This window comes from Rhodococcus rhodochrous (assembly GCF_900187265.1).
Taxonomy (GTDB): Bacteria; Actinomycetota; Actinomycetes; order Mycobacteriales; family Mycobacteriaceae; genus Rhodococcus; species Rhodococcus rhodochrous.
Map to the genome: position 1 here is coordinate 3,039,508 of NZ_LT906450.1, position 23,062 is coordinate 3,062,569.

Sequence of the window (23,062 nt, forward strand, 5' to 3'; positions counted from 1 at the left end):
TCAGCTCGTCGCGCCGTTGATCTGCGACGTGGTGATCGCGCCGTCCTCCATGCCCCAGCGCGCGGTGATCTCGTCGTACGCACCGGAGTCGATGAGGTACTGCACTGCCTGCTGCAGTACGGGACCGAACGGCGACCCCTTCGCGACGACGAATCCGTAGGGCGCGGCGTCGAAGACCTCACCGGCCGGTTCGAGTCGTTCCTCGCTGCGGGCGATGACGTACGCCGTGACCGGCGAGTCGGCGGACAGTGCGTCCACCCGGCCGAGGATGAGGGCATTGGCAGCCTCGTCCTGGCTGTCGTACTTGACCTTGTCGATGGGCGGCAGCCCGCGGGCGACGCATTCCTCGCTCTTCGCGGGGACCTCCTCGAGGTCCTCGATGGTGGTGGTCTGTACCGCCACCCGCAGTCCGCACGCGTTGTCGGGGTCGACGGATTCGCCGGTGCGCTGCGCCCACTGCACCCCGGCGCTGTAGTAGGTGACGAAGTCGACCGATTCCTCGCGTTCCTTCGTGTCGGTGAACGACGACGAGCCCATCTCGAAGGTGCCTGCCTGGACGGCCGGGATGATCCGGTCGAAGTCGGCTTCGTTGAGCACCGCCTCGAGTCCGAGGACGTCGCCGAGGGCCTGGACGAGTTCGACGCCGAAGCCGACGATGGTGCCGTCGTCGTCCTTAGAACTCGTTGGGGGCGTACGGGACGTTCACCCCGACCTCGAGGGTGCCGCCGTCGGCGATGTCGGGCGGCAACCGGTTCGCGATGGCGTCGACCTTCTCGACGGTGACGCGGTCGCCGGGCGGCACGGTCGATTCGCTGTTCACCACGCACCCGGTCGCGAGGGCGAGCACCGCCGCTCCCGCCGCCAGCCTGCTCAGGGTCCGGACACGACGACGCCCCCACGAGGTCGCGCGGCGGGTGTGCACTGCTCGATTCACAGTCGCACAGTATCCAACCCGGGAGGGGTCCGAATGCAAACCCGAAGCTCAGGCTTCGAGGCGGGCGATGACGGCGGCGGTGAACTCGTCCGTCGACGCGGTGCCACCGAGGTCGGCGGTCGCGACACCCGCCGCGACGGTCGCGCGCACTGCGTCCTCGATGGCGCGGGCGGCCGCGGAGAATTCGATGTCCGCGCGTGCACCGACACGGTCGAGAAGCATGGCGGCGGAGAGGATCAGCGCGATCGGGTTGGCGCGGCCCTGCCCGGCGATGTCGGGTGCGGCGCCGTGCGCGGCCTGGGCCATGGCCTTGGTGCGCGACGCGTTGATAGACGCCGCGGTGCCGAGCGAGCCGGACAGTTCGGCGGCGAGGTCGGACAGGATGTCGCCGAACATGTTCTCCGTCACGATCACGTCGAAGTCGGCGCCGCGGCGGACGAGCAGCGCGGCCATCGCGTCGACGTGCTGGTCGTCGACGGTGACGCTCGGGTAGAGACGACCCACTTCCTGACACACGTCCCGGAACAGGCCGGTCGTGCGGGCGAGCACGTTGGCCTTGTGCACGATGGTCACGCGCTTGCGGCGACGCGACGCGAGGTCGAAGGCGGTGTGCGCGATGCGTTCACAGGCGGCGCGGGTGATCACTCCGACCGCGAGGGCGATGTCGGGTGTGGGCATGAACTCGCCGCTGCCGACGGCCATGTTCCGGTCGGCGTAGAAACCCTCGGTGTTCTCCCGGACGACGACGAGATCCATCTTCGGTGACACCGACGCCGCTCCCGGCAGTGCGCACGCCGGCCGGATGTTCGCGTACAGGTCGAAGTGCTTGCGGATCCGGCCGCCCGGAGTGAGCTGACCCCGGAACTCGGGTGGGTACGAGGCGCTGTCGTGCGGGCCGAGGATCCACGCGTCGAGCTCCGTGAGGGTGTCGAGGGTGACCTGCGGCAGCGGGTTACCGTGCGTCTCGATCGCGGAGGCACCGACGGGCAGCGGCACCCAGTCGACTGCGACCCCGACTGCCGCGACGGCGGTATCGACGATCCTGCGGGTCGCCGGCACGATCTCGGGACCGATGCCGTCCCCCTCGAGAAGTCCGATGCGATGAGTCTGAAGCGTTGCGGTGTCGTCGGTCACCCGGTCATCATTGCCTACCGTGGTCCAGTCGGTGGAACTCCTCCTCGACGCCCCGCTCGACACGGCGGTGCGCGACGAGTGGACCCGGCTGCTCGACGCCGGTCTGCACAGTCAGGGACGCGTCCTTTCCGAATCCAACCGCCCGCACGTGACGATGTTCGTTGCGCATGCCGTGCCGGACGAGCTCGAGGACGCGCTGCGAGCCGCCATCACGGTCCGGCGGATCACCCTCCGGCTCGGTGGCGTGGTGATCTTCGGTGGCCGGTACGCGACGCTCGCCCGCACGGTCGTGCCGTCGATCGAACTGCTCGAACTCCAGGCACGGGTGTTCGAGGTACTCGCGGAGTGCCCCGGGATCCCCGCGCACATCCGGCCGGGCGAGTGGACGCCCCACGTCACCCTCGCGCGGCGGGTGCCGGCCGCGCGCATCGGTGCGGCAGTTCTGGCGGCGCAGACGCCGGAACGGCAGCTGACCGGGTCGAGCGCAGGAGTGCGGCGCTGGGACGGCGAGGCCAAGCGGGAGTGGCTGCTCACCTGAGCAGAGGTCGGTGCGCGGTTCAGAAGCGGTAGTCGCCGAACTGAGTCACTTCCATGTGGGTGTCGGGCGTGCGTTCGGTGAGGGCCAGCACGTCGAGGAGGAGGAAGACCGCCAGAAGTACGAGGACCAGCAGGATCATGCCTCGAGCCTGCCGCGCCGAGGTCCCACCCGACAGTGGCAGAGTAGTCGGAAAACATCGATTTTCTGCCACCGCGGTGTCACACTGGGTTGCGTGTCCGGAACACCTGGAACCACCGGCCGGCTCGAGAAGGTGGTCGTCCCCGTCCTCCCCTATGTCGAGACCTTCGAACTCGGCGTGGCGTGCGAGGTGTTCGGCTTCGACCGCTCCGACGACGGCCTGCCCACCTACGACTTCCACCTCGTCGCCGCGACCTCCGATCCGGTGCGCACCCGCTTCGGCTACACCATCGAAGTGCCTCACAGGCTCGATCTCCTCGACGACGCCGACCTGATCCTCCTGCCGGCGGTGAACAGCGACGGCATCGCGCTCGACGACGAGCGCCTCGAACCGTTGTTCGCGAAACTGCGGGCCGCCGTCGACCGCGGCGCGCGCGTGGCGAGCATGTGCACCGGGGCGTTCATCCTCGGCGCGGCCGGGTTGCTCGACGGGCGTCGCTGCACGACCCACTGGATGCACGCCGATCGTCTCGCCCGGACGTATCCGACGGCGCAGGTAGACCGGGACGTGCTCTACGTCGACGACCATCCGGTCCTCACCGCCGCGGGCACTGCGGCCGGCATCGACCTGTGCCTCCACATCGTCCGTTCCGCCCAGGGCGCCCAGGTCGCCAACATGATCGCCCGGCGCATGGTGGTGCCACCGCACCGCGACGGTGGGCAGGCCCAGTACGTCGCGATGCCGCTGCCCGAATGCAAGGACGAGTCGCTCGCGCCGTTGCTCGACTGGATGAGCGAGCACCTCGACCGGGAACTCCCGGTGGCCGCGCTGGCGCAGAAGGCGCACATGTCGGCGCGCACCTTCGCGCGGCGGTTCGTCGCCGAGGTCGGGGTCACGCCCGCGCGCTGGCTCCGCGACCAGCGGGTCCTGGCCGCGCAGCGCCTGCTCGAGGAAACGGACCTTCCGATCGACGTGGTGGCCGACCGCGTCGGTTTCGGCACCGCTGCCGTGCTCCGTCAGCATTTTCTGCGCCTGCGGCAGACCACTCCGCAGGCCTACCGCCGGACCTTCCGGCGGTCCGTCGAGCCCGTCGGCGTGGAACGCCGCAACGAGGTCGGCGTGGGACGCCGCAGTCGGGTCGGTGGGGAACACCACGAGCCGGTCGGCGTGTGACGCATCCCTCGATCGGCACCTCCCGACAGCACCCCCGGATCGGACACGTCACGTAGCGTGGCGGAAGGAACCCCGTCACGACGCGTGACGGCGGGAACGAACGGGAAGAAACAACGGCGGCCGGATGTTGGACCCGTCGACACGCCCGACCGAAAGGATTTCCGTGGCAACCAAGGCTCTCACCCAGCAGGACTTCGACGAGGTCGTCACGAGCAACGACATCGTGCTCGTGGACTTCTGGGCCGACTGGTGCGGCCCCTGCAAGCAGTTCGCCCCCACCTTCGAGGCATCGTCGGACAAGCATCCCGACGTCGTGCACGCGAAGGTCGACACCGAGGCCGAGCAGGCCATCGCGGCGGCGGCGAACATCCGCTCGATCCCCACGATCATGGCGTTCCGCGAAGGCATCCTCGTCTACAACCAGGCCGGTGCTCTTCCGCCCGCCGCGCTCGAGGATCTCGTCTCGCAGGTCAAGAACCTCGACATGGACGATGTGCGCAAGCAGATCGCGGAGGCTCGCGCCGAGCAGGGCTGACCCACTCGCGTCGACGGCGCCCGTCCCCGGTGATCCGGGGGCGGGCGCCGTCGTCCGTACGGTGTGGACCTGCGGCCGGTGTCCCTGCGACTCGGTGTCCGCGACTCAGTGCGCCGCGGCGTCCCAGCTGCGGCCGTAACCGACCGAGACCTCGAGCGGCACCGACAACTCGATGACGGAGTCCATCTTGTCGCGCACGAGCGCCTCGACCTGTTCGCGCTCGGCCTCGACCACTTCGAGCACGAGTTCGTCGTGCACCTGCAGCAGCATCCGCGACCGCAGTCCGGCCTCGCTCAGTGCCTTCTGCACGTCGATCATCGCGACCTTGATGATGTCGGCGGCCGTGCCCTGGATGGGGGCGTTGAGCGCGGCGCGCTCGGCGACCTCCCGGCGCTGCCGGTTGTCGCTGTTGAGGTCGGGCAGATACCGGCGGCGACCGTAGAGAGTGGAGGTGTAGCCGACCTTGCGGGCCTCCTCGACCACGTTGTAGAGGTAGTCGCGCACGCCGCCGAAGCGGGTGAAGTAGGCCTCCATCTGCTCGCGGGCCTCGTCGGTGGAGATCTTCAGCTGCTGGGCGAGCCCGTAGGCGCTCAATCCGTAGGCGAGGCCGTAGGACATCGCCTTGACGCGGCGACGCAACTCCGGGGTGACCTCCTCGAGCGGCAGCCCGAACGCCCGCGATGCCACGAAGGTGTGCAGGTCCTCGCCCGTGCGAAATGCCTCGATGAGCCCCTCGTCGGCCGACAGGTGCGCCATGATGCGCATCTCGATCTGGCTGTAGTCGGCGGTGAGCAGCACGTCGAATCCGTCGCCCACCACGAAACCGTCGCGGATCCGGCGACCGGCCTCGGTCCGCACCGGAATGTTCTGCAGGTTCGGCTCGGTCGACGAGAGCCGGCCCGTCGCCGCGACGGTCTGGTTGAAGGTGGTGTGGATGCGACCGTCGTCGGCGATGGACTTGATGAGTCCGTCGACGGTGGTCTTCATCTTGGTGTGCTCACGGTGCGCGAGCAGGTGTTCGAGGAAGGGATGGCCCGTCTTGTCGAACAGGTTCTGCAGGGCGTCGGCGTCGGTGGTGTAGCCGGTCTTGGTCTTCTTCGTCTTCGGCATCTCGAGCTCGTCGAACAGCACCACCTGCAGCTGTTTCGGCGAGCCGAGGTTGATCTGCTTGCCGATCACCTCGTAGGCGGCGTTCGCGGCGGCGGCGACCTGGGCCGCGAATTCGGACTGCAGGTCGTGCAGGTGCGTCGAGTCGACGGCGATGCCGGTGGCCTCGAGTTCTGCGAGGACCTCGAGCAGGGGCAGTTCCATCTCGGTGAGCAGGCGCACCGATTCGATGTCCCCGAGTTCGGTGTCGAGGGCCGCGGCGAGGTCGACGACGGCGCGCGCCGCGAGGATCTGGGACTCGGCCGCCTGCGCGTCGGCGGAGTCCTCGTCGTCGAGCAGCGAGAGTTGTTGCGCGCCGGCGTCTTCCACCCGCAGCTCACGCTTGAGGTAGCGCAGCGACAGGTCGTCGAGCTTGAACGAGCGCTGCCCGGGCCGCACCAGATAGGCGGCGAGCGCGGTGTCGCTGGTGATGCCGGCGAGCGTCCAGCCGCGTCCGCGCAGCGCGTGGATGGCGAACTTCGCCTCGTGCACGGCCTTCTCCACGGCGGGGTTCGCGAGCCATGCGGCGAGGGCGTTCTCGTCCTCGGGGGTGAGCGCCACGGTGCTCACGTAGGCGCCCTCACCGTCGGCTCCGGCGACGGCGATCGCGGTCGCGTCGCCGCCGTAGGGGGTGCCGGTGCCCACCACGGCGAGGCCGTGACGTCGACCCGCCGGGGCGTGTTCGGCGAGCCAGTCGCCGAGGGCACCCGGCTCGACGATCCCGCCGCGCACCTCGAAACCCTCCTCGGCCTCGGGCTCGGCCGAGGAGAGCGTCTCGAACAGCCGGTCGCGCAGCACCTTGAACTCGAGGTCGTCGAACAGGCGGTGGATGCGGTCGCGGTCCCACGGGGCGAGGGCGAGCTGTTCGGGGGTGTACGGCACGGCCACGTCGCGCACCATCTCGGTGAGCTGGCGGTTGAGCAGCACGTTGGACAGGTTCTCCCGGAGCGCGTCGCCGGTCTTGCCGCGCACCTCGTCGACGCGGTCGACGAGCCCGCTCAGGCTTCCGTATTCGCGGATCCACTTCGCGGCGGTCTTCTCGCCGACGCCGGGGATGCCGGGCAGGTTGTCGCTCGGGTCGCCGCGCAACGCCGCGAAGTCCGGATACTGCTGGGGAGTGAGTCCGTACTTCTCCTCCACCGCCTCGGGAGTGAACCGCGTCAGATCGGAGACGCCGCGCCGCGGATACAGCACCGTGATGTCGTTGTTCACGAGCTGGAGCGCGTCGCGGTCGCCCGTGACGACGAGCACCCGGAAGCCCTGGGCGTGCGCCTGTGTCGCGAGCGTGGCGATGATGTCGTCGGCCTCGTAGCCCTCGATCGCCATCACCGGGATCCCCATCGCGCCGAGGACGTCCTTGGTGAGGTCGATCTGCCCCTTGAAGTCGTCGGGTGCGGCGCTGCGCTGGGCCTTGTAGGCGGCGAACAGTTCGGCACGGAAGGTCTTGCGACTGACGTCGAATGCCGCCGCGACGTGCGTGGGCTGCTCGTCGCGCAGCAGGTTGATGAGCATGGAGGTGAACCCGTAGACCGCGTTCGTGGTCTGCCCGCTGTGGGTCTTGAAGTTCTCGGCGGGCAGCGCGTAGAACGCGCGGAACGCGAGGGAATGGCCGTCGAGGAGCAGCAGGGTCGGGCGGTCGTCGGTGGCCGCGGTGGACGTCGCGGAAGTGGATGCACGGGTCACGCGTGTCAGTCTAGGGACCGAGGACGACAGCGTCGGCCACACCGCCCGACCGGTGCCTCTCCGGCATGCGTGAACACTCGTTGTCCGAAGAAACGAGACCGAAACGTCCGGGTGATCCAATTTTTCCCGTGGACGTGCGATCCAGCCGCTAGAGTCCCCTGTCACGACACCGTAGTCCGGCGTCATCGCGGTTCGCGTCGACGCCCCGGGCGCAGTGCCGCGCTCGATGACAGCGCATCAACCGGGAGGACCTGCGTGGCCCCTACCTCGGGATGTCGGCAACGACCGACCTCGACCCTCCACCGATCGGTCCGCGCCGCACTCGTCACGCTCGCGAGTGTCCTGTTCGTCCTCGTCGGCGCCGGCCTCTCCTCCGCGCAGGATCCACCGGACCCACCCTCACCACCCGCTGACACGGCACCGGCCGCACCCGACGAGGAGTCCGCGGACGGGGTGATCGTCCGCGGAACGCTCAACAATGCCGGAGAACGACTCGACGGTGTCGTCGTCCGTGCGACCACCGAGAGCGGCGAGGTGGTCACCGAGACGGAGTCCGCCGACGGTGGGCGCTGGGAACTCACCGTTCCGCCGGGCACGTACGTCTTCGAGGTCGACACCGAGAGCCTGCCCGACGACGTCACCGTCCAGACCTCGGTGACCCGTGATGTCGCTCCGGGACGGGCGAACACGGTGATCTTCTCGTTCGGGGAGGCGCGTAGCGGTTCGACGGTAGCGTGGGGCGAGACGCTGGTGCGCACGATCGTCGACGGTCTGCGTTTCGGTCTGGTCATCGCGATCGCCGGAGTGGGCCTGAGTCTGATCTTCGGCACGACCGGCCTGACGAACTTCGCCCACGGTGAGCTGGTCACCCTCGGGGCGGTCGCGGCGTGGATCTTCAATGTCACCCTCGGTGTCCAGCTGATACCGGCCACGATCCTGGCGGTGATCGTCGGCGTCATCATCGGCCTGCTCAACAACGCACTCGTCTGGGCTCCGCTCCGGCGCCGCCACACGGGCCTGATCGCCCAGCTGGTGGTGTCGATCGGCCTCGCGATCTCGTTGCGCTATCTCATCCTGGCGTTCTACTCCGACCGCACCCAGCCGTTCGACGACTACCAGGCACAGCAGCAGCTCGTGTGGGGGCCGATCGCGATCACCCCGGTCAACCTCGCGTGCATCGTGCTCAGCCTGGTGGTGCTCGTCGGGGTCGCCCTGCTGCTGCAGCGCACCCGGATCGGCACGGCGATGCGCGCGGTGGCCGACAACCGCGACCTCGCGGCATCGTCGGGGATCGACGTCGAACACGTCATCCGCTTCGTGTGGGGTCTCGGTGGTGGGCTCGCCGCGCTCGGCGGGGTGCTGTTCGGCCTGTCGGAACTCGGCGGGCGCGTGCAGTGGGAGATGGGTTTCAAGCTGCTCCTGCTGATGTTCGCCGGCATCATCCTCGGCGGCCTCGGCACCGCCTACGGCGCACTGGTCGGCTGCGTCGTGGTGGGACTGCTGGTCCAGTTGTCCACCCTCGTGATCAACCCGGACCTGAAGTACATCGGCGGTCTGCTCGTACTCATCGTCATCCTGGTCATCCGCCCCCAGGGCATCCTCGGCAGTCGGACAAGGATCGGATGACCCATGGATATCGTTTCGGTACTCCAGGTTTCCTTCGCCCAGCTCATCGGCCCGTCGGCGATCTTCTACGCGCTGCTCGCGATCGGCCTGAACCTGCACTACGGCTATGCAGGGCTGCTGAACTTCGGCCAGATCGGTTTCGCCCTCCTGGGCGGTTACGGCGTGGGCATCATGACCGTCACCTACGACCAGCCGTTGTGGGTGGGCATCCTCGTCGGCCTCGCACTGGCAGGTCTGCTCGCGCTCGTCCTCGGCATCCCCACCCTGCGGTTGCGGGCCGACTATCTCGCCATCGCGACGATCGCCGCGGCGGAGATCCTGCGGCTGATGTTCCGCTCGACCGCGTCCGACTCGGTGACCGGATCGACCCGCGGCCTGTGGGGTTTCGCCGACCCGTTCACGTCCCTGAGCCCGTTCGATTCGAGTCGCCAGTACAACCTGCTCGGTATGCGGTTCTACGGCGACGACCTGTGGGCGATGGTTGTCGGCTGGACCCTCGTGCTGTTGTTGTGCGGCCTGGTCTACCTCCTCTCCCACAGTCCGTGGGGGCGGGTCCTCGAGGCGGTGCGTGAGGACGAGGACGCTGCCCGCGCGCTCGGCAAGAACGTCTTCGCCTACAAGATGCAGGCCCTGGTACTCGGCGGCATGATCGGCGGTCTCGGCGGCATCTTCAACGCCCTGCAGACCAAGTCGATCAACCCCGACTTCTACTCGACCGCGCAGACCTTCTTCGCGTTCGGCGCATTGATCCTCGGGGGTGCGGGAACGGTCTTCGGACCGGTGCTCGGCGCCATGATGTTCTGGTTCCTGCTCACCCTCCCGGATGCCTTCCTGCGTCAGGCGATCGCCGGACCCGACCCACTGCTCCCGCTCACCGAACAGCAGGTCGGCGCGATGCGGTACGTGCTGCTCGGCATCCTCATCGCAGTGATGATGGTGTTCAGGCCACAAGGCATCCTGGGAAGCAAGCGGAAGGTGCAACTCGATGCCTGACACGACCCGACCCGACCCGACACCGCCGCGCACGGTCCTCGGCGCGGACGCACGCGCCGCGCTGTTCGCCGGCGTCGACCGCACCCCCGGCGCCGCCAAACCCGACCCGATCCTCGTCGTCGACGATCTGTGCCGCACGTTCGGCGGCCTCAAGGCCGTGGACGTGAGCCATCTCGAGATCCAGCGCTCGTGCATCACCGGCCTGATCGGCCCGAACGGCGCCGGCAAGACCACCCTGTTCAATCTCCTCACGGGCTTCGACCGCCCCGATACGGGCACCTGGGCGATGGACGGCGTCCCGCTCGGCCGGCTCCATCCCCATCAGGTGGCGCGACGCGGGATCGTCCGCACCTTCCAGCTCACCAAGGCGCTGTCGAAGCTGACGGTCCTCGACAACGTCCGCCTCGGCGCCCGGCACCAGACCGGCGAGCGCATGGTCGGCGCACTGCTGCCGTGGACGTGGCGCCACCAGGAACGCGAGATCACGGCGCGCGCATACGAACTGCTCGACCGTTTCGGTCTGGCCGCGAAGGCCGACGACTTCGCCGGTTCGTTGTCCGGCGGCCAACGCAAACTGCTCGAGATGGCTCGTGCGCTGATGACCGAGCCGACCGTCGTCATGCTCGACGAGCCGATGGCCGGCGTCAATCCGGCGCTCACGCAGAATCTGCTGGGACACATCAAGACCCTGCGCGACGACGGGACGACGGTGGTGTTCGTCGAGCACGACATGGACGTCATCCGCGACATCTCCGACTGGGTCGTGGTGATGGCGCAGGGTTCGGTGATCGCGGAGGCACCGCCGGACGCCCTGTCGTCCGATCCGGCCGTGGTCGACGCCTATCTCGGCAGTCACCACGACCAGGCACTCGAATTCGACGACGAGGGCAATCCCGTGGGCGCGACCGCCGAACTCGCCGACGCACTCGCGGACGCGGAAGCACAGACCCTCGAGGCCGGAGGCGACCTGTCCGATCCCGATGCGGCGTCGACCGACGCGACGGCCACGACCCTGGAGAAGCCGTGAGCGACAACATCACTCCTGCACCCACCGGGACGACGCCGGCGGAACGTGCCGCGACCCCGGAAGAACATGCGCGCCTGGCGACCGGAGCTCTCCTGCGCGCCGACGATCTCGTGGCCGGTTACTTCCCCGGGGTCGACATCCTGCGCGGTTGCAACTTCTACCTGCGCGACGGTGAGATCGTGGGCATCATCGGCCCGAACGGAGCCGGCAAGTCGACCCTGCTCAAGGCGTTGTTCGGCCTCATCCCCATCCGCAGCGGCATCGTCACGCTCCGCGGGGACGAGATCACCTCGGCGCCCGCACACATCCTGGTGCGCAAGGGGATCGGCTACGTGCCGCAGACGCAGAACGTGTTCCCCTCACTGACCATCGAGGAGAACCTCGAGATGGGGATCTATCTGCGTCCGAAGGACTTCGAGAAACAGTTCGAGCGGGTGGCGTCGTTGTTCCCGTTGCTGTCCGAGCGCCGGAAGGTCAAGGCGGGAGCGCTCTCCGGTGGTGAGCGGCAGATGGTCGCGATGGGCCGCGCGCTGATGATGGAGCCGTCGGTACTGCTCCTCGACGAGCCGTCGGCGGGACTGTCGCCGATGTTCCAGGACGAGGTCTTCATCCGCTGCAAGAAGATCAACGCGGCGGGGGTGTCGATCATCATGGTCGAGCAGAACGCGCGTCGCTGCCTGCAGATCTGCGATCGCGGATACGTTCTCGACCAGGGCCGCAACGCGTACACCGACACCGGCAGCAATCTCATGCACGACCCGAAGGTCGTCGAACTGTATCTCGGCACTCTCGCCGGCAGCCGGGAGAAGCGGAAGGGGTGACCGCCCACCGGCGATCACCCCTTCTCTTACGACCTGCGGGTCACTCCCCCACGATGATGTAATCCTCGGTGGTGAGGGTGTTGTCGGGACCGAACACGAGTCGGCCGTACGAGCCGACACCGGGCTCGCCCGCGTCCACGAAGGTGAGTTCGCCGGTGGCACCGTCGTAATCGATGTCCTCACCCGCGCGGAGAAGGTCGAGGCACTGCTGGTAGCTGGTGCACTTCTCCCCGTCGCGGGTCACCGAGTTGATGTTCGCGGCGATGTCCACCCCGGCGGTCGACCCTGCCTGTTCCGCGGCCAGCGCCGAGACGATCACGGCGTCGTAGGACTCACCGGCGTAGTTGAAGTCGATCAGACCCGGATCGACGCCGAGCAGTCGCTGCTGGAACTCCTCGCCGGTGTCGGTCAGCGGCGTGGTGCCCGCCATGCCGTCGAGCAGCCCCTCGGCGACGTTCTCACCCAGCGCGTTCCCCATGTTGCCGTCGACCCCGAAGACCGCCATGCCGTCGGACGGGCCGATGCCCACCTCGTGCATGCGGGTGATGATCTTCGCCGACTCCTCGAAGCCGATGAGCGCCACCGCATCCGGTGCGAAGTTGGCCACCTGGTCGACCTCCGCGTTGAACGACTGCGCGTTGGGGTCGTAGATGATCTTCTGGATCTGATCCTCCGGGATACCGGCGTCGACGAGATTGGTCACGGTGTTCTCGGCGAGACCGGTGCCGTACGGATCGTTCAGCGCCAGGATCGACACGCGCTGCGCCCCGTCCTCGGCGATCAGCTGCGCGAGCGCCTGCGCCTGCAGCACGTCGGTCGGGGCGGTGCGGAAGTACAACCCGCGGTCGGCGTAGCAGACGAACTGGTCGGAAGTGTTCGCCGGGGAGAACTGCACCACGCCGGCACTGACGATCTTGTCGATGACCTTGAGCGAGACCGACGACGAGGCGGCGCCGACGATCACCTGGGTGCCGTTGGCGAGATGCCGATCGACGGTGGTGTTCGCGGTGTCGGTCGTCGTGTCCCCGGAATCGCCCGGGAACAGTTCGACCGGCTGGTCGAGAACACCGCCCGCGGCGTTGATGTCGTCGACGGCGAGCCGGACGGCAGCGACCTCGGGCGGTCCGAGGAAGGCGAGACTGCCGGTCTCGGGGAGAATCGTGCCGATCTTCAGCGGTCCCGTGGCGGGAGTCGCCCCTGCTGTGGCCTGCTGTGGTTCGCAGTCGGTCTCGACGGTCGTCGCGGCCGCCGACCCCTCGTCACCGGCCGACGTACCGGATGCCGAATCGTCGCTGTCCGAACCACACCCGGCGAGGGCGAGCGTCGCAGCACCGAGTACCGCTACGGCGCGGACCAGAGTCCGTCTTGCCATTCAACTCTCCTTCGAACGCCTGACACCGCATCCGGCGGATTCCGGATGTGGTCGAAACATAGCGGTCCGAAGCACCCTGCGAACCGGGCCGAAATCCTTGTGATACGACCGTTATCTGCGGGGCGGAGATTTGATGTGGCGGTAACGCGCCGGGGCACCGTGAGCACGCGAAACCGGTTCGCGCGCCTAGCCGGAGGTGTCGTCTCCGAGGGTTTCGAGAACGACCACCGCGACCTGCTTCATGGTGGTGCGGCGGTCCATCGCGGCACGCTGGATCCAGCGGAACGCCTCCGGTTCGGTCATGGCGTGCTTCTCCATGAGCAGCCCCTTGGCCCGGTCGACGAGCTTGCGGGTCTCGAAGCGCTCGTTGAGCCCCTGGACCTCACGCTCGAGCTCGCGCAGCTCGGAGAAGCGACTGACGGCCACCTCGATGGCGGGCACGAGATCACTCTTCGAGAACGGCTTGACGAGATAGGCCATGGCGCCTGCATCACGGGCGCGTTCGACGAGTTCGCGCTGACTGAAGGCTGTGAGAATAACCACAGGGGCGATGCGACGCTGTGCGATCTCCGAGGCGGCGTCGATGCCGTCGCGGCGCGGCATCTTGACGTCCATGATCACCAGGTCGGGCCGGAGCTCCTCGGCGAGTTCGACGGCACGCTGCCCGTCGCCGGCCTCACCGACCACCTCGTAGCCCTCCTCGCGCAGCATCTCGACGAGATCGAGCCTGATCAGGGCCTCGTCTTCCGCTACGACGACCCGACGCGGAGTTGGTGTGCTGTCGTGCGGCGCGGAGGTCATGGTCGGGCCTTCCCCTCGGTACTGGCGGTCCCCGGTGCAGGGTCGAACGTAAGAAGGGTACCGGTGCGCGCCCGCTTCGCCCGATCCTCTACAGTGGTGTCCGCAACGCCCCCGTATCCCAATTGGCAGAGGAAACGGATTCAAAACCCGTCCAGTGTGAGTTCGAGTCTCACCGGGGGCACCACTTTTCGGTTCGCGCCACACGGTCGGGGGAAGCGTTCCGCATCCCGTCGATTCCCGCTCCGTTGTCGTAATGTTCCGGCGTGAGTATCTGGGTTCCTGTCGTCGTTGCACTCGTCACCGCGGTGGTGTCGTGGGCGGCTGTACGTCTGTCGCGCGAGCTGTCCCGTCGAAACCTCCGGACCCGGATCGCAGCCGATCTGGCCATCTACAACGGACTCGGCGACGAGTTCCGGAAGCGCCCCCTGCGGGAGAGTGTCGACGCCCGGTTGTGGCAGCTCGCGGCCCAGTCGATGCCGTTGGCGCCGGGATCGCGTCCGAAGCCCCGGATCCGTCGGATCCTGGCCCTGGTCGCCGTGGTGCTCGTCGCCGTCGGAGCGCTCGTGTTCCTGGAACTCGTCTCGGGCATCCGGGAGAACGACTCGGCCCGGGTGGTGCTCGCGCTGCTGAGCGGTGTCGTGGTCGGATTCTCGATTCCCGGTCTGTCCGCCGATCCGGCGGAGTTGCAGGAGCGGCAGCTCATCCGGGCGTTGCGGGAGCGGCGGGCCATGGAACAGTTGCAGAACGGGCAGAGCTCGGCCGCCGGTACTCCCCCCGACCTGGCGGAGACCGCGTAGCTACGATTCTCCGGGTGACCGGTTACGACGAGTTCGACATGTTCGGGGGCCTCGACCCCGCTTCCCTGCCACTGCGCCAGCAGCAGATCCTGGCCGCGATCCGCGACTGGATCGTCGCGCAGGGCTCGTCGCCGAGCACCCGGCAGATCGCCGAATCGGTGGGTCTGCGGTCGACGTCGACGGTCTCGAAGCATCTGAAGTGCCTCGAGGACAAGGGATTCCTCCGCCGCGGGACCGCTGTGGCCCGACAGCTCGACGTACGCCCCTTCCTCGGTGCGACCGGCGGTGAACGCGCCTCCGACGACACCGTGACCGTGCCCGTCGTCGGCGACATCGCCGCAGGCACACCGATTCTCGCCGAGGAACACACCGACGACATGCTCACGCTCCCCCGCGATCTGGTCGGCTCCGGCACCGTCTTCGCGCTGCGCGTGCGCGGCGACTCGATGGTCGACGCGGCGATCTGCGACGGCGACACCGTGGTGGTGCGGCGGCAGCACGAGGCCCACTCCGGTCAGATCGTCGCGGCGATGATCGACGGCGAGGCGACGGTCAAGGTGTACCGGCGCCGCGGCGGCCATGTCCACCTCGAACCGCGGAACTCCGCCTATCCCGTCCTCGACGGCGACGAGGCGGTGGTGCTCGGCACCGTCGTGTCGGTCATGCGCCGCATCTGACCTCGGGTCGGGATCAGCCGCAGATCGGATCGGTGACGACCGGCGGCAGCCCGTCGAGGAGGTCCTGCGCGGGCGGCCCGAGGAGCGGATCGCCGGCGAACCGGCCCAGCGGCGGGCAATCCTGCAGAAAAGGACCGGTCTCCGGTCCGGGCGGGACCCCTTCGGCGAACGCGCCGAGGACGTGCTCCGAGAGCTGCCCTGCCGATCCGTAGGTCGACGCCGCGACCGAGAAATCGGGACCGAACGAGGCGGAGGCGTGGAACGAGCGGTCGTCGCTCCAACCCCACTTCGTGCCGATCACTCCGGCGATCAGCGCCGTGCCGTAGTCCTGCGGATATCCGTCGGCCGCGGTGTCGTAGGCCGTGGCCATCGCGGCGAGCACCGGCGAACCGGGCTCGGTGCGCTTCTTCGTCTCGAGATAGGTGACCATGTCGTGCGTCGACGTGGTGCCCACACCCCAGTAGCCGGGCACGTGGGTGTCGGTGAGCCCGAACTCCGCCGCGGTCGACGAGATCGCCCGGGGGTACTTCGCGTGCAGGCGGTCGGCGATCGCGTCGTTCGACGACCGGATCATCTCGGTCGCGTCGGCGTGGTCCGCGGGATCGCCGTAGGTGAGGACGTACTCGGCCAGGTACATCTTGACGATCGACACGCCGGCGCGGGACTCGTGTTCGTTCGCAGTGCCGGCGCGCAGACCGGTCGGGGTGTGCGCGAACGAGATCTGAGTACTGCTCGGAGCAGCGATCGTGCCGGTGTCGTCCACGATCGGCGCGGGCGCTGCGGAGGCGATGTGACCGCCGAGGGCGGTGAGGGCGGCTACGGCGAGGGCTGTCGCAATCGGGCGGTTACCCCGAAGGGGACGCGCAGTAACGGCCGCGACCTGCACCCGGCCGTTCCTGTCGGTGCCCGCCTCTACAGTTCGGTCGTCCGGGGATCGCTCCGGAACCAGCGACACGAAACGGATCCACCATGTCGATGCCCGCCACTCCGCCCACTCGTCGACCGTGTCGATCGTCCGTCCCGGTGCGCCCCGCTCGCGGACCGGGCTCCCGGGTGATCGCGTGCCGGACGACGATCCCGTTCGGGCGCGACAACGACGGCACGCCCGTCTCGTGGGATCTGTCCGCCGGACGGCACCTGCTGATCCGACGCGACGAGCGCCGCTCGTCGCCCAGCGTGTCGCTCGACCTGATCGCGATGACGACACTGACCGGCGGCACCCACGACCTGGTGGTCGTCGATCCGCACCGCCGTCATCGCTGGCTCGGAGGCTCCGCCTCGCTCCCCACGGGGCCGTGTTGCTGGGCCACCACCACCGATCAGATCACCGACGTGGTCGCCGAACTCGATTCGCCGGTCGTCGGCCCCCCGCGCGTGCTGCTCGTCGCCGATCTCGCCGCGACGGTCGCGGCGCTCGACGACGAGGGGCGCACCCGCCTCGCCCGGGTCGCCGGGGATGCGCGCGAACGCCAGTTGCTGCTCGTCGCCACCACCGCCGACACGAACCCCCGCTGGTACCCCGAGGGCCTGATCGACGCGTTCGACGACGTCGTCGAACGGCGGCGCGAGCAGAGACCGTCCGTCGGACTTCGCTGATCGCCCGAGCGGCCGAGGGACCGGTCGCTCGACACAGAGCAGTGCTCGAATGACACCGAAAATACCGATCGAGCTGCCACAATCGTTCTACGAACACCTCCCGTAGCGACCCGATGATCGTCACGGCTGCCCGGAGGACGGAACGATGCACGTCGGCAAAGTGGTCATGCTGGTCGTCGGCACTCTGCTCGTGCTCCTCGGTGGCGCCGCCGCGATCGGAGCACTCGTCCTGGGGTGGTTCTTCGTCGTCCAGCGCGCCGACGGTTTCATCACCGGTCCGGAAGGGACCCTCCGGACGCAGACGCACGCATTGGTGTCCGAGCGCCTCGACCTCGTCACCGACGACCAGAGTCCCACGGGTCTGCGCAGTGAGGACATCGGCCGACTGCTGGTGCAGGCCACCGCAACCGATCCCGCATCGGCGGTGTTCGTCGGGATCGCCCCCGTCGGGGAGGTCGAGTCCTATCTCTCGGGCATCGCCCACACCGTCGTGACCGATCTGCGGTTCGAGCCGTTCGATGCCACCTACCGTGACGTGCCCGGTGGTGACACCCCGGCTGCCCCTTCCGCGCAACAGTTCTGGGTCGCGTCGGCGGAGGGGACCGGCACTCAGCAGGTGGAGTGGGATCTGCGCGACGGCACATGGACCGTGGTGGTGATGAACGCCGATGCGTCCGCGGGAATCGGCGTGGACGTGCGGGCCGGAATCCACATCGACCTGCTCGGACCGGCCGTGCTCGCGCTCCTCGTCATCGGACTCGTTCTTCTCGCCGTCGGTGTCCCGTTGCTGCTCGCCGGCGCCGTCGGACTCGGTCGCCACGGCCCTCCGCCGCCCGGTCCGGTGTCCGCTCCCGTCACCGGCACGACTCCGGTCACCGCCCCTCCGCCTGCGCCGGCGGTGCCCTATCCGGTGCATCTGCGGGGCGATCTCGACGAGCCGTTGTCGCGGTGGTTGTGGCTGGTGAAATGGCTGTTGGCGATCCCTCATTTCATCGTGCTGTTCTTCCTGTACATCGCATTCGTCGTGGCTACCTTCACGGCGGGGATCGCGATCCTGTTCACCGGTCGTTATCCGCGCGCACTGTTCGACTTCGACGTCGGTGTGCTGCGGTGGACCTGGCGGGTCGCCTTCTACACCTACTCGGCACTGGGCACCGACAGGTATCCGCCGTTCAGCCTGCACCGCACCGACTACCCGGCCGACTTCGACGTCGAGTATCCGGAACGGCTCTCCCGTGGGCTCGTCCTGATCAAGTGGTGGCTGCTCGCGATCCCCCATTACGTCGTACTGGCCGTGCTGGCCGGAGGGTGGATGGGCGGGTGGACCCTCGGTATCGCGGCCGGCGACGGCAGCGACGGTGCTACCGGGAACGGCACGTGGGCCTTCGGATCGCTGCTGGGCGTGCTGGTGTTGTTCGCCGCGATCGTGCTGCTGTTCACCGGCACCTATCCGCGATCGCTGTTCGACTTCGTCATGGGCATCAACCGGTGGCTGTACCGGGTGTGGGCGTATGCGGCACTGATGCGCGACGAATACCCGCCCTTCCGTCTGGACCAGGGCGCGCGCGAGCCGATCGAGCAGGTCGCGACCACGCTCTCGGCCGGCGCCGACGAACCGTGATCGTCTGACATCACCCGCACCTCGCTCACCGGCGGCCTCCTGGCCGTGGCAACCACCGCAGTCCTGACCGCGGAATCGCCGATACGGATGCTCCAAACCCTGCTCGTCGTCTTCGGTGCTGCCGTCGACATGGTCGCGATGCCCGCCGGGATCACCGCCCTACAAATCGGTCGACGCTGTGCAACTTCCGGACCGGCACTTCTGGTCGCAGCCGTCGGAGCGACCATCGGATCCTGGTCGATCCATTGAGCGACGAGACCCGCCCGGACGACGTGACGCGCCGACGGGGTGACCCGCCGCAGATATCCGGCCGCCCGGGGCGAGAGGATCGTGCCGGTCGCTCCGACCGACGAGAGTCTGCGGTCGTTTCCTGCGGGCAGATCGGGACCGTCGACCCTTGTGCGACCGACCGATCCGAGCGTGTACTGGCAGGGTCCCGAAACGGCCGGGTCCCGGAAAAGCAGCAGGGTCCGAAACGGCCGTGCCCGCAGCTCGGACAGGCACCGAGGTGATCGTGATGACAGCACACCACCCCATCGTCGCCGGAGTGGACGGATCGAGAGCATCTCTGCAGGCCGTGGCCTGGGCAGCTCGCGAAGCGGATCGGCGGCGACTCCCGTTGTCGCTGATCACCATCGTGTCGGTCCGCAACACCTTCGGTGTCCCGATCGGCATGCCCGCCGGATTCTTCGAGCAGGAGGAGTCCGAGGGACGCGAGATGCTTCTCGACGCCGCCGAGTTCGCACGTCGAGCGGTACCCGAGCGTGAACTCTACATCGAGACCCACCTGTGCACCGGTTCCCCGTCGCTCGAACTGGTGGACCGGTCGAAGTCGGCGTCGATGGTGGTCGTCGGGGCCGGGGACAACCGGTTCGGCTGGGAGCGGTTCGGTTCGGTCAGCCGAGCGGTGGTGACGCACACGCACTCCCCGGCCGTGGTGGTCCGTAAACTGCCGCATGTCGACGTCAACGACATCTCCGGTCCTGTGGTCGTCGGAGTCGACGGTTCGGAACACAGTGTGCGCGCGGTGTCCGCCGCGTTCGAGGAGGCCTCGCTGCGCGGCACCGACCTGGTGGCCGTCCATGCGTGGTCGGACCTCGATGTGCGCGGCCCGTTCCGATTCCGAATCGACTGGGACAGCGTGGAGAACAAGGAACGGGCACTGTTGTCGGAGAGCCTCGCCGGACACTGCGAGGAGTTCCCCGACGTGCGGGTGCACCCGGTGGTGGTGCTGGACCAGCCCTCCCACTATCTGGCGTCGCATGCTGCCGACGCGCAGCTGCTCGTACTCGGCCGTCGCGGTCGCGGCGGGTTCCCGAGTCTGATGCTGGGGTCCACCACCTGGGCGCTGCTGCACACGGTGACGTGCCCCGTCATGGTCGTCCCGTAGAGCGCGCGGCGCCCCTGACGAAGGACGGTTCCCCGCCGGTCATGTCCCGGCGCGCCGGGCGCGGTCGAGCAGGATGCGTTGTTCCGCTCGCGCGACCGTTCGCCGCGTCTGCGCTGCTGCGTCGGGCGCGACCGACACGGAGGTGATGCCGCGCCGGACGAGATGTTCGGCGAGTTCGGTGCTCGTCGACACGGCCTGACCGCACAGCGACGTCGTCAGTCCCGCGGCGGAGGCGCGCTCGATGATGTGGTCGATCGCGTCGAGCACCGCCGGGTCGAGGGTGTCGAACAGGTCCTTGCACACCTCCGAGTCCCGGTCCACGCCGAGCATCAACTGCGTGAGGTCGTTGGTTCCGATGGACACGCCGTGGATGCCGAGCTTCGCGTATTCCGGCAACCAATAGACGACCGACGGGACCTCGGCCATGATCCAGCGCTGCATGCGCTGGTCGGAACCGAGCGGATGCCGGTCGAGTTGGGCGAGGCAGTCCCGCAGCTCCCAGCGGGTGCGCACGAACGGGATCATCAGATGCACGTTCGGGTGTGTGCTCCGAACCCGGTGCAGCACATCGAGATCCAGGGAGAACAGTTCCGGATCCCGGATGTACCGGAAGCACCCGCGGTAACCGATCATCGGGTTCTCTTCGTGGGGTTCGACCTCACCACCCTCGAGATCGGCGAATTCGTTGCTGCGCAGGTCGATCGCGCGGTACACAACCGGACGCGGGGCGAACGCCGCCGCGATCCGCGCCAGGCCACCCGCCATCTTCTCCACGTACTCGTCGCGGCGTCCCTGCGCGATCATGTGCGAAGGGTGTTCGCCCGCGAGCGCTTCGGTGATCATGAACTCGGCACGGAGCAGACCGACGCCGTCGACATCGGTCGCGGCGACCGACTCCGCGGCATCCGGAGTCGCGAGATTGACGTAGACCGCTGTGGCCGTAACGGTTTCGGCGGCGACGGCCGACGCCGCAGACGCGGATACCGTCGCGACGGGCCGTTCCGCCGTGTGGACTGCGCCGTCGAACACCACACCGGCGTTGCCGTCGACGGTGATCAGCTGCCCGTCCTTCAGATCCTTGGTGGCGGTACGTGCACCGACCACGACGGGCTTGCCGAGTTCGCGTCCGACGATGGCCGCGTGGCAGGTGATACCACCACCGTCGGTGACGATGCCGCCGGCGCGGCGCAGAATCGGCAACCAGTCGGGTCTGGTCATCGGCGCCACGATGATCTCGCCGTCGCTCAGCTTCTTCCCGTCGACCAGTTCGTGCAGCACCCGCACTCGGCCGGTCGCCGTCCCGGGGCCGGCACCGAGACCGGTCAGCAACGCTCGTGCCTCGCCGTTTCCGGACGGGGCGGGCGTCGCCGGTTGATCGAGCGTGGTGATCGGGCGGGTCTGCACGATCCACAACTCGTCGTTCGCGAACGCGAATTCGAGGTCCTGGGGGCGCCCGTAGTGCTCCTCGACTCCGGCGGCCAAGCGCGCGACGCGCAGGAGCTGATCGTCGTCGAGCACCCGGGTGCGGCGCGTGGGATCGACGGCGACGCGACTGTCCCCGCTGTCGGTGGAGGTGATGCGGAACTCCTGATGGCCGAGATGCACGTCGAGCACCTCGAAGCCGTCCTTCGCAACGACATAGGTGTCGGGTTCGACCTGCCCGCCGACGACGACCTCCCCGAGACCGAGAGCTGCCTCGATGACGATGCGATCGAGTTCGCCCGTGCGCGGGTCGGCCGTGAAGGCCACGCCCGACGACTCGGACTTCACCATCACCTGGACCACCACCGCGATGGACGGTTCGTCGGTCACCCCGCGCAACCCTCGGTAGGTGCGGGCGCGTTCGGACCACAACGAGGCCCAGCACGCCTGCACCGCGCGGATCACCGCGTCCGCACCGATGATGTTCGTGTACGACTCGTGGATCCCGGCGAACGACGTGTCGGAGGCGTCCTCTGCGGGAGCCGACGACCGCACCGCGACCGGCACGTCGGGACCGAGGCTCTCGTAGGCGGAGACGATCGCCGCGCGCATCCCGGCCGGGACGGTCGAACCCGTCACCAGGGCGGCGAGTTCCGCGGAGGTGCGGATGAGGGTGGCGTCGTCGATGTCGGGGTCGGGCACGGCCTCGGCGGCCAGCCGGGATCGGATGCCGGCTGCGTCCATCGCGTCGAGATAGGCGGCGGTGGTGACGGCGAACGCCGGCGGTACCGGAAAGCCTGCGCGGGTGAGCTCTCCGAGGTTCGCGGACTTGCCACCGACGGTCGGCGCGTCGGCGGCGCCCACCTCCGCGATCGGTCGGACCCACAGTTCGTGTTCGGTCATCGACGACTCCCCACACTCCCCGCCCGCGTCGACCTTCCGGGCCGGATCGGATACTCGGTCTTCCCATCGTCGCCCCGGCCCGATCGATACCGTAGGGGCAAAGGTCATCATTCCGGGACGGGGACGACCGTGGCCGATCCTCCGCGCACACCTGATCCGCGGGAGCGGAGACGGTTGATCCTGGCTGCGCTGGCGCGACCTGCACTCACCGCGCTCGTGCTGGTCAGCGTGTATTTCGTGGTTCCCCTGGATCAGGTCACCGGCCTGTCCGACGTGCTGTTCCTCGTCGGGGGCGGCGTGGTGGTACTGCTCGTCGGCGGGTGGCAGGTCCACAGGATTCTCGCCGCGGAGTATCCGGCGGTGCAGGCGATCGAGGCGCTCATCAGCGTCGTGTCCCTGCATCTCGTGCTGTTCGCGACCGTCTATCTGCGGATGTCGGTCGTCGCCGCGGACAACTTCTCCGAGCCGCTGTCCCGCATCGATGCGATCTACTTCTGCCTGACCGTCTTCGCCACGGTGGGCTTCGGGGACATCTCCGCCGAGTCCGAGGCTGCGCGCGCTGTGGTGTCGGTGCAGATGGTGGCGAACCTGGTCTTCTTCGCCGTCGGGATCCGGTTGCTCGCGGCCGCGGTGCAGTGGCGGCGGCGCAGTCGCGGTGACACCGAGGGGTGAACGATTCGGATTCCGGCCACCGGATTCCGCGACTTCGTATTCCTGCTGCGGCCTGCAGGGTG

At 68.4% G+C, this 23,062-nt stretch carries 20 protein-coding genes, 1 tRNA gene and 1 pseudogene; 15 read left to right on the forward strand and 7 right to left on the reverse strand.

The genetic code is table 11. The features are described 5' to 3' along the window. Together CKW34_RS13945 and CKW34_RS13950 are read right to left on the reverse strand one after the other, a co-directional pair. Positions 1-922, reverse strand: a pseudogene (locus tag CKW34_RS13945) (ABC transporter substrate-binding protein). 60 nt (positions 923-982) lie between these two features. Beyond that, complete coding sequence (locus CKW34_RS13950; protein ID WP_059381062.1) at positions 983-2,068, reverse strand: isocitrate/isopropylmalate dehydrogenase family protein; 1,086 nt, start codon at positions 2,066-2,068, stop codon at positions 983-985. A gap of 19 nt (positions 2,069-2,087) precedes the next feature. Between CKW34_RS13950 and CKW34_RS13955 the strand changes: the two genes are divergently transcribed. From CKW34_RS13955 to trxA, 3 genes are all read left to right on the forward strand, one after another. Then, positions 2,088-2,606, forward strand: coding sequence for a 2'-5' RNA ligase family protein (locus CKW34_RS13955; RefSeq protein WP_059381061.1), 519 nt, complete (start codon positions 2,088-2,090; stop codon positions 2,604-2,606). Positions 2,607-2,838: 232 nt separating this feature from the next. Further along, positions 2,839-3,918 (forward strand): GlxA family transcriptional regulator, encoded by a 1,080-nt coding sequence (locus CKW34_RS13960; protein WP_059381060.1) that lies wholly within the window; start codon positions 2,839-2,841, stop codon positions 3,916-3,918. 163 nt (positions 3,919-4,081) lie between these two features. Continuing rightward, on the forward strand, positions 4,082-4,453 hold the full coding sequence (gene trxA / locus CKW34_RS13965) for a thioredoxin (protein ID WP_016691445.1): 372 nt from the start codon (positions 4,082-4,084) through the stop codon (positions 4,451-4,453). A 105-nt stretch (positions 4,454-4,558) separates the two neighbouring features. Here the strand turns inward: trxA and polA are convergent, their stop codons facing one another. Next, positions 4,559-7,282: a DNA polymerase I gene (gene polA, locus CKW34_RS13970; protein WP_059381059.1), complete on the reverse strand. Its 2,724-nt coding sequence runs from the start codon at positions 7,280-7,282 to the stop codon at positions 4,559-4,561. A 255-nt stretch (positions 7,283-7,537) separates the two neighbouring features. On the opposite strand from polA, the gene CKW34_RS13975 reads away from it, so the two are divergent. From CKW34_RS13975 to CKW34_RS13990, 4 genes are read left to right on the forward strand one after another with little or no spacing between them, the layout of a single operon-like run. Continuing rightward, positions 7,538-8,908 carry a branched-chain amino acid ABC transporter permease gene (locus CKW34_RS13975; protein WP_059381058.1) on the forward strand — a complete coding sequence of 457 codons (1,371 nt, stop codon included), beginning with the start codon at positions 7,538-7,540 and terminating at the stop codon, positions 8,906-8,908. A gap of 3 nt (positions 8,909-8,911) precedes the next feature. Next, the gene (locus CKW34_RS13980; protein ID WP_059381057.1) at positions 8,912-9,901 is read left to right on the forward strand and encodes a branched-chain amino acid ABC transporter permease; all 990 of its coding nucleotides are present in this window, start codon (positions 8,912-8,914) and stop codon (positions 9,899-9,901) included. Beyond that, positions 9,894-10,928, forward strand: coding sequence for an ABC transporter ATP-binding protein (locus CKW34_RS13985; RefSeq protein ID WP_059381056.1), 1,035 nt, complete (start codon positions 9,894-9,896; stop codon positions 10,926-10,928). The genes CKW34_RS13980 and CKW34_RS13985 overlap by 8 nt, the downstream gene beginning before the upstream one ends. After that, entirely contained in the window at positions 10,925-11,749 is an 825-nt protein-coding gene (locus tag CKW34_RS13990; RefSeq protein WP_059381055.1) for an ABC transporter ATP-binding protein, read from the forward strand. The genes CKW34_RS13985 and CKW34_RS13990 overlap by 4 nt, the downstream gene beginning before the upstream one ends. A 40-nt stretch (positions 11,750-11,789) precedes the next feature. On the opposite strand, the gene CKW34_RS13995 is transcribed toward CKW34_RS13990, so the two are convergent. Next, positions 11,790-13,121: an ABC transporter substrate-binding protein gene (locus CKW34_RS13995; protein WP_059381054.1), complete on the reverse strand. Its 1,332-nt coding sequence runs from the start codon at positions 13,119-13,121 to the stop codon at positions 11,790-11,792. Positions 13,122-13,307: 186 nt separating this feature from the next. After that, positions 13,308-13,922, reverse strand: a complete 615-nt coding sequence (locus tag CKW34_RS14000; RefSeq protein ID WP_016691452.1) for an ANTAR domain-containing response regulator — start codon at positions 13,920-13,922, stop codon at positions 13,308-13,310. A 107-nt stretch (positions 13,923-14,029) separates the two neighbouring features. Between CKW34_RS14000 and CKW34_RS14005 the strand changes: the two genes are divergently transcribed. The 3 genes from CKW34_RS14005 (at position 14,030) to lexA (ending at position 15,396) form a co-directional block, all read left to right on the forward strand. Next, positions 14,030-14,106: transfer RNA gene (locus CKW34_RS14005), tRNA-Leu, on the forward strand. 79 nt (positions 14,107-14,185) lie between these two features. Further along, complete coding sequence (locus CKW34_RS14010) at positions 14,186-14,719, forward strand: hypothetical protein (protein WP_059381053.1); 534 nt, start codon at positions 14,186-14,188, stop codon at positions 14,717-14,719. Between the two features lie 14 nt (positions 14,720-14,733). Then, the gene (lexA, locus tag CKW34_RS14015; RefSeq protein ID WP_059381052.1) at positions 14,734-15,396 is read left to right on the forward strand and encodes a transcriptional repressor LexA; all 663 of its coding nucleotides are present in this window, start codon (positions 14,734-14,736) and stop codon (positions 15,394-15,396) included. 13 nt (positions 15,397-15,409) lie between these two features. On the opposite strand, the gene CKW34_RS14020 is transcribed toward lexA, so the two are convergent. Then, positions 15,410-16,282 (reverse strand): hypothetical protein, encoded by an 873-nt coding sequence (locus CKW34_RS14020; RefSeq protein WP_059381051.1) that lies wholly within the window; start codon positions 16,280-16,282, stop codon positions 15,410-15,412. A gap of 137 nt (positions 16,283-16,419) precedes the next feature. Between CKW34_RS14020 and CKW34_RS14025 the strand changes: the two genes are divergently transcribed. From CKW34_RS14025 to CKW34_RS14035, 4 genes are all read left to right on the forward strand, one after another. Beyond that, positions 16,420-16,992, forward strand: coding sequence for a hypothetical protein (locus CKW34_RS14025; RefSeq protein WP_059381050.1), 573 nt, complete (start codon positions 16,420-16,422; stop codon positions 16,990-16,992). A gap of 145 nt (positions 16,993-17,137) precedes the next feature. Then, the gene (locus tag CKW34_RS14030) at positions 17,138-18,613 is read left to right on the forward strand and encodes a DUF4389 domain-containing protein (RefSeq protein WP_059381049.1); all 1,476 of its coding nucleotides are present in this window, start codon (positions 17,138-17,140) and stop codon (positions 18,611-18,613) included. 45 nt (positions 18,614-18,658) lie between these two features. Beyond that, positions 18,659-18,862, forward strand: a complete 204-nt coding sequence (locus CKW34_RS24325) for a hypothetical protein (protein WP_059381048.1) — start codon at positions 18,659-18,661, stop codon at positions 18,860-18,862. Positions 18,863-19,130: 268 nt separating this feature from the next. Further along, positions 19,131-20,003: a universal stress protein gene (locus tag CKW34_RS14035; RefSeq protein WP_059381120.1), complete on the forward strand. Its 873-nt coding sequence runs from the start codon at positions 19,131-19,133 to the stop codon at positions 20,001-20,003. A 39-nt stretch (positions 20,004-20,042) separates the two neighbouring features. Here the strand turns inward: CKW34_RS14035 and ppsA are convergent, their stop codons facing one another. After that, entirely contained in the window at positions 20,043-22,328 is a 2,286-nt protein-coding gene (gene ppsA, locus CKW34_RS14040; protein WP_059381047.1) for a phosphoenolpyruvate synthase, read from the reverse strand. A 129-nt stretch (positions 22,329-22,457) separates the two neighbouring features. On the opposite strand from ppsA, the gene CKW34_RS14045 reads away from it, so the two are divergent. Next, the gene (locus CKW34_RS14045; protein WP_059381046.1) at positions 22,458-23,000 is read left to right on the forward strand and encodes a potassium channel family protein; all 543 of its coding nucleotides are present in this window, start codon (positions 22,458-22,460) and stop codon (positions 22,998-23,000) included. The last annotated feature ends 62 nt before the right edge of the window (positions 23,001-23,062 follow it).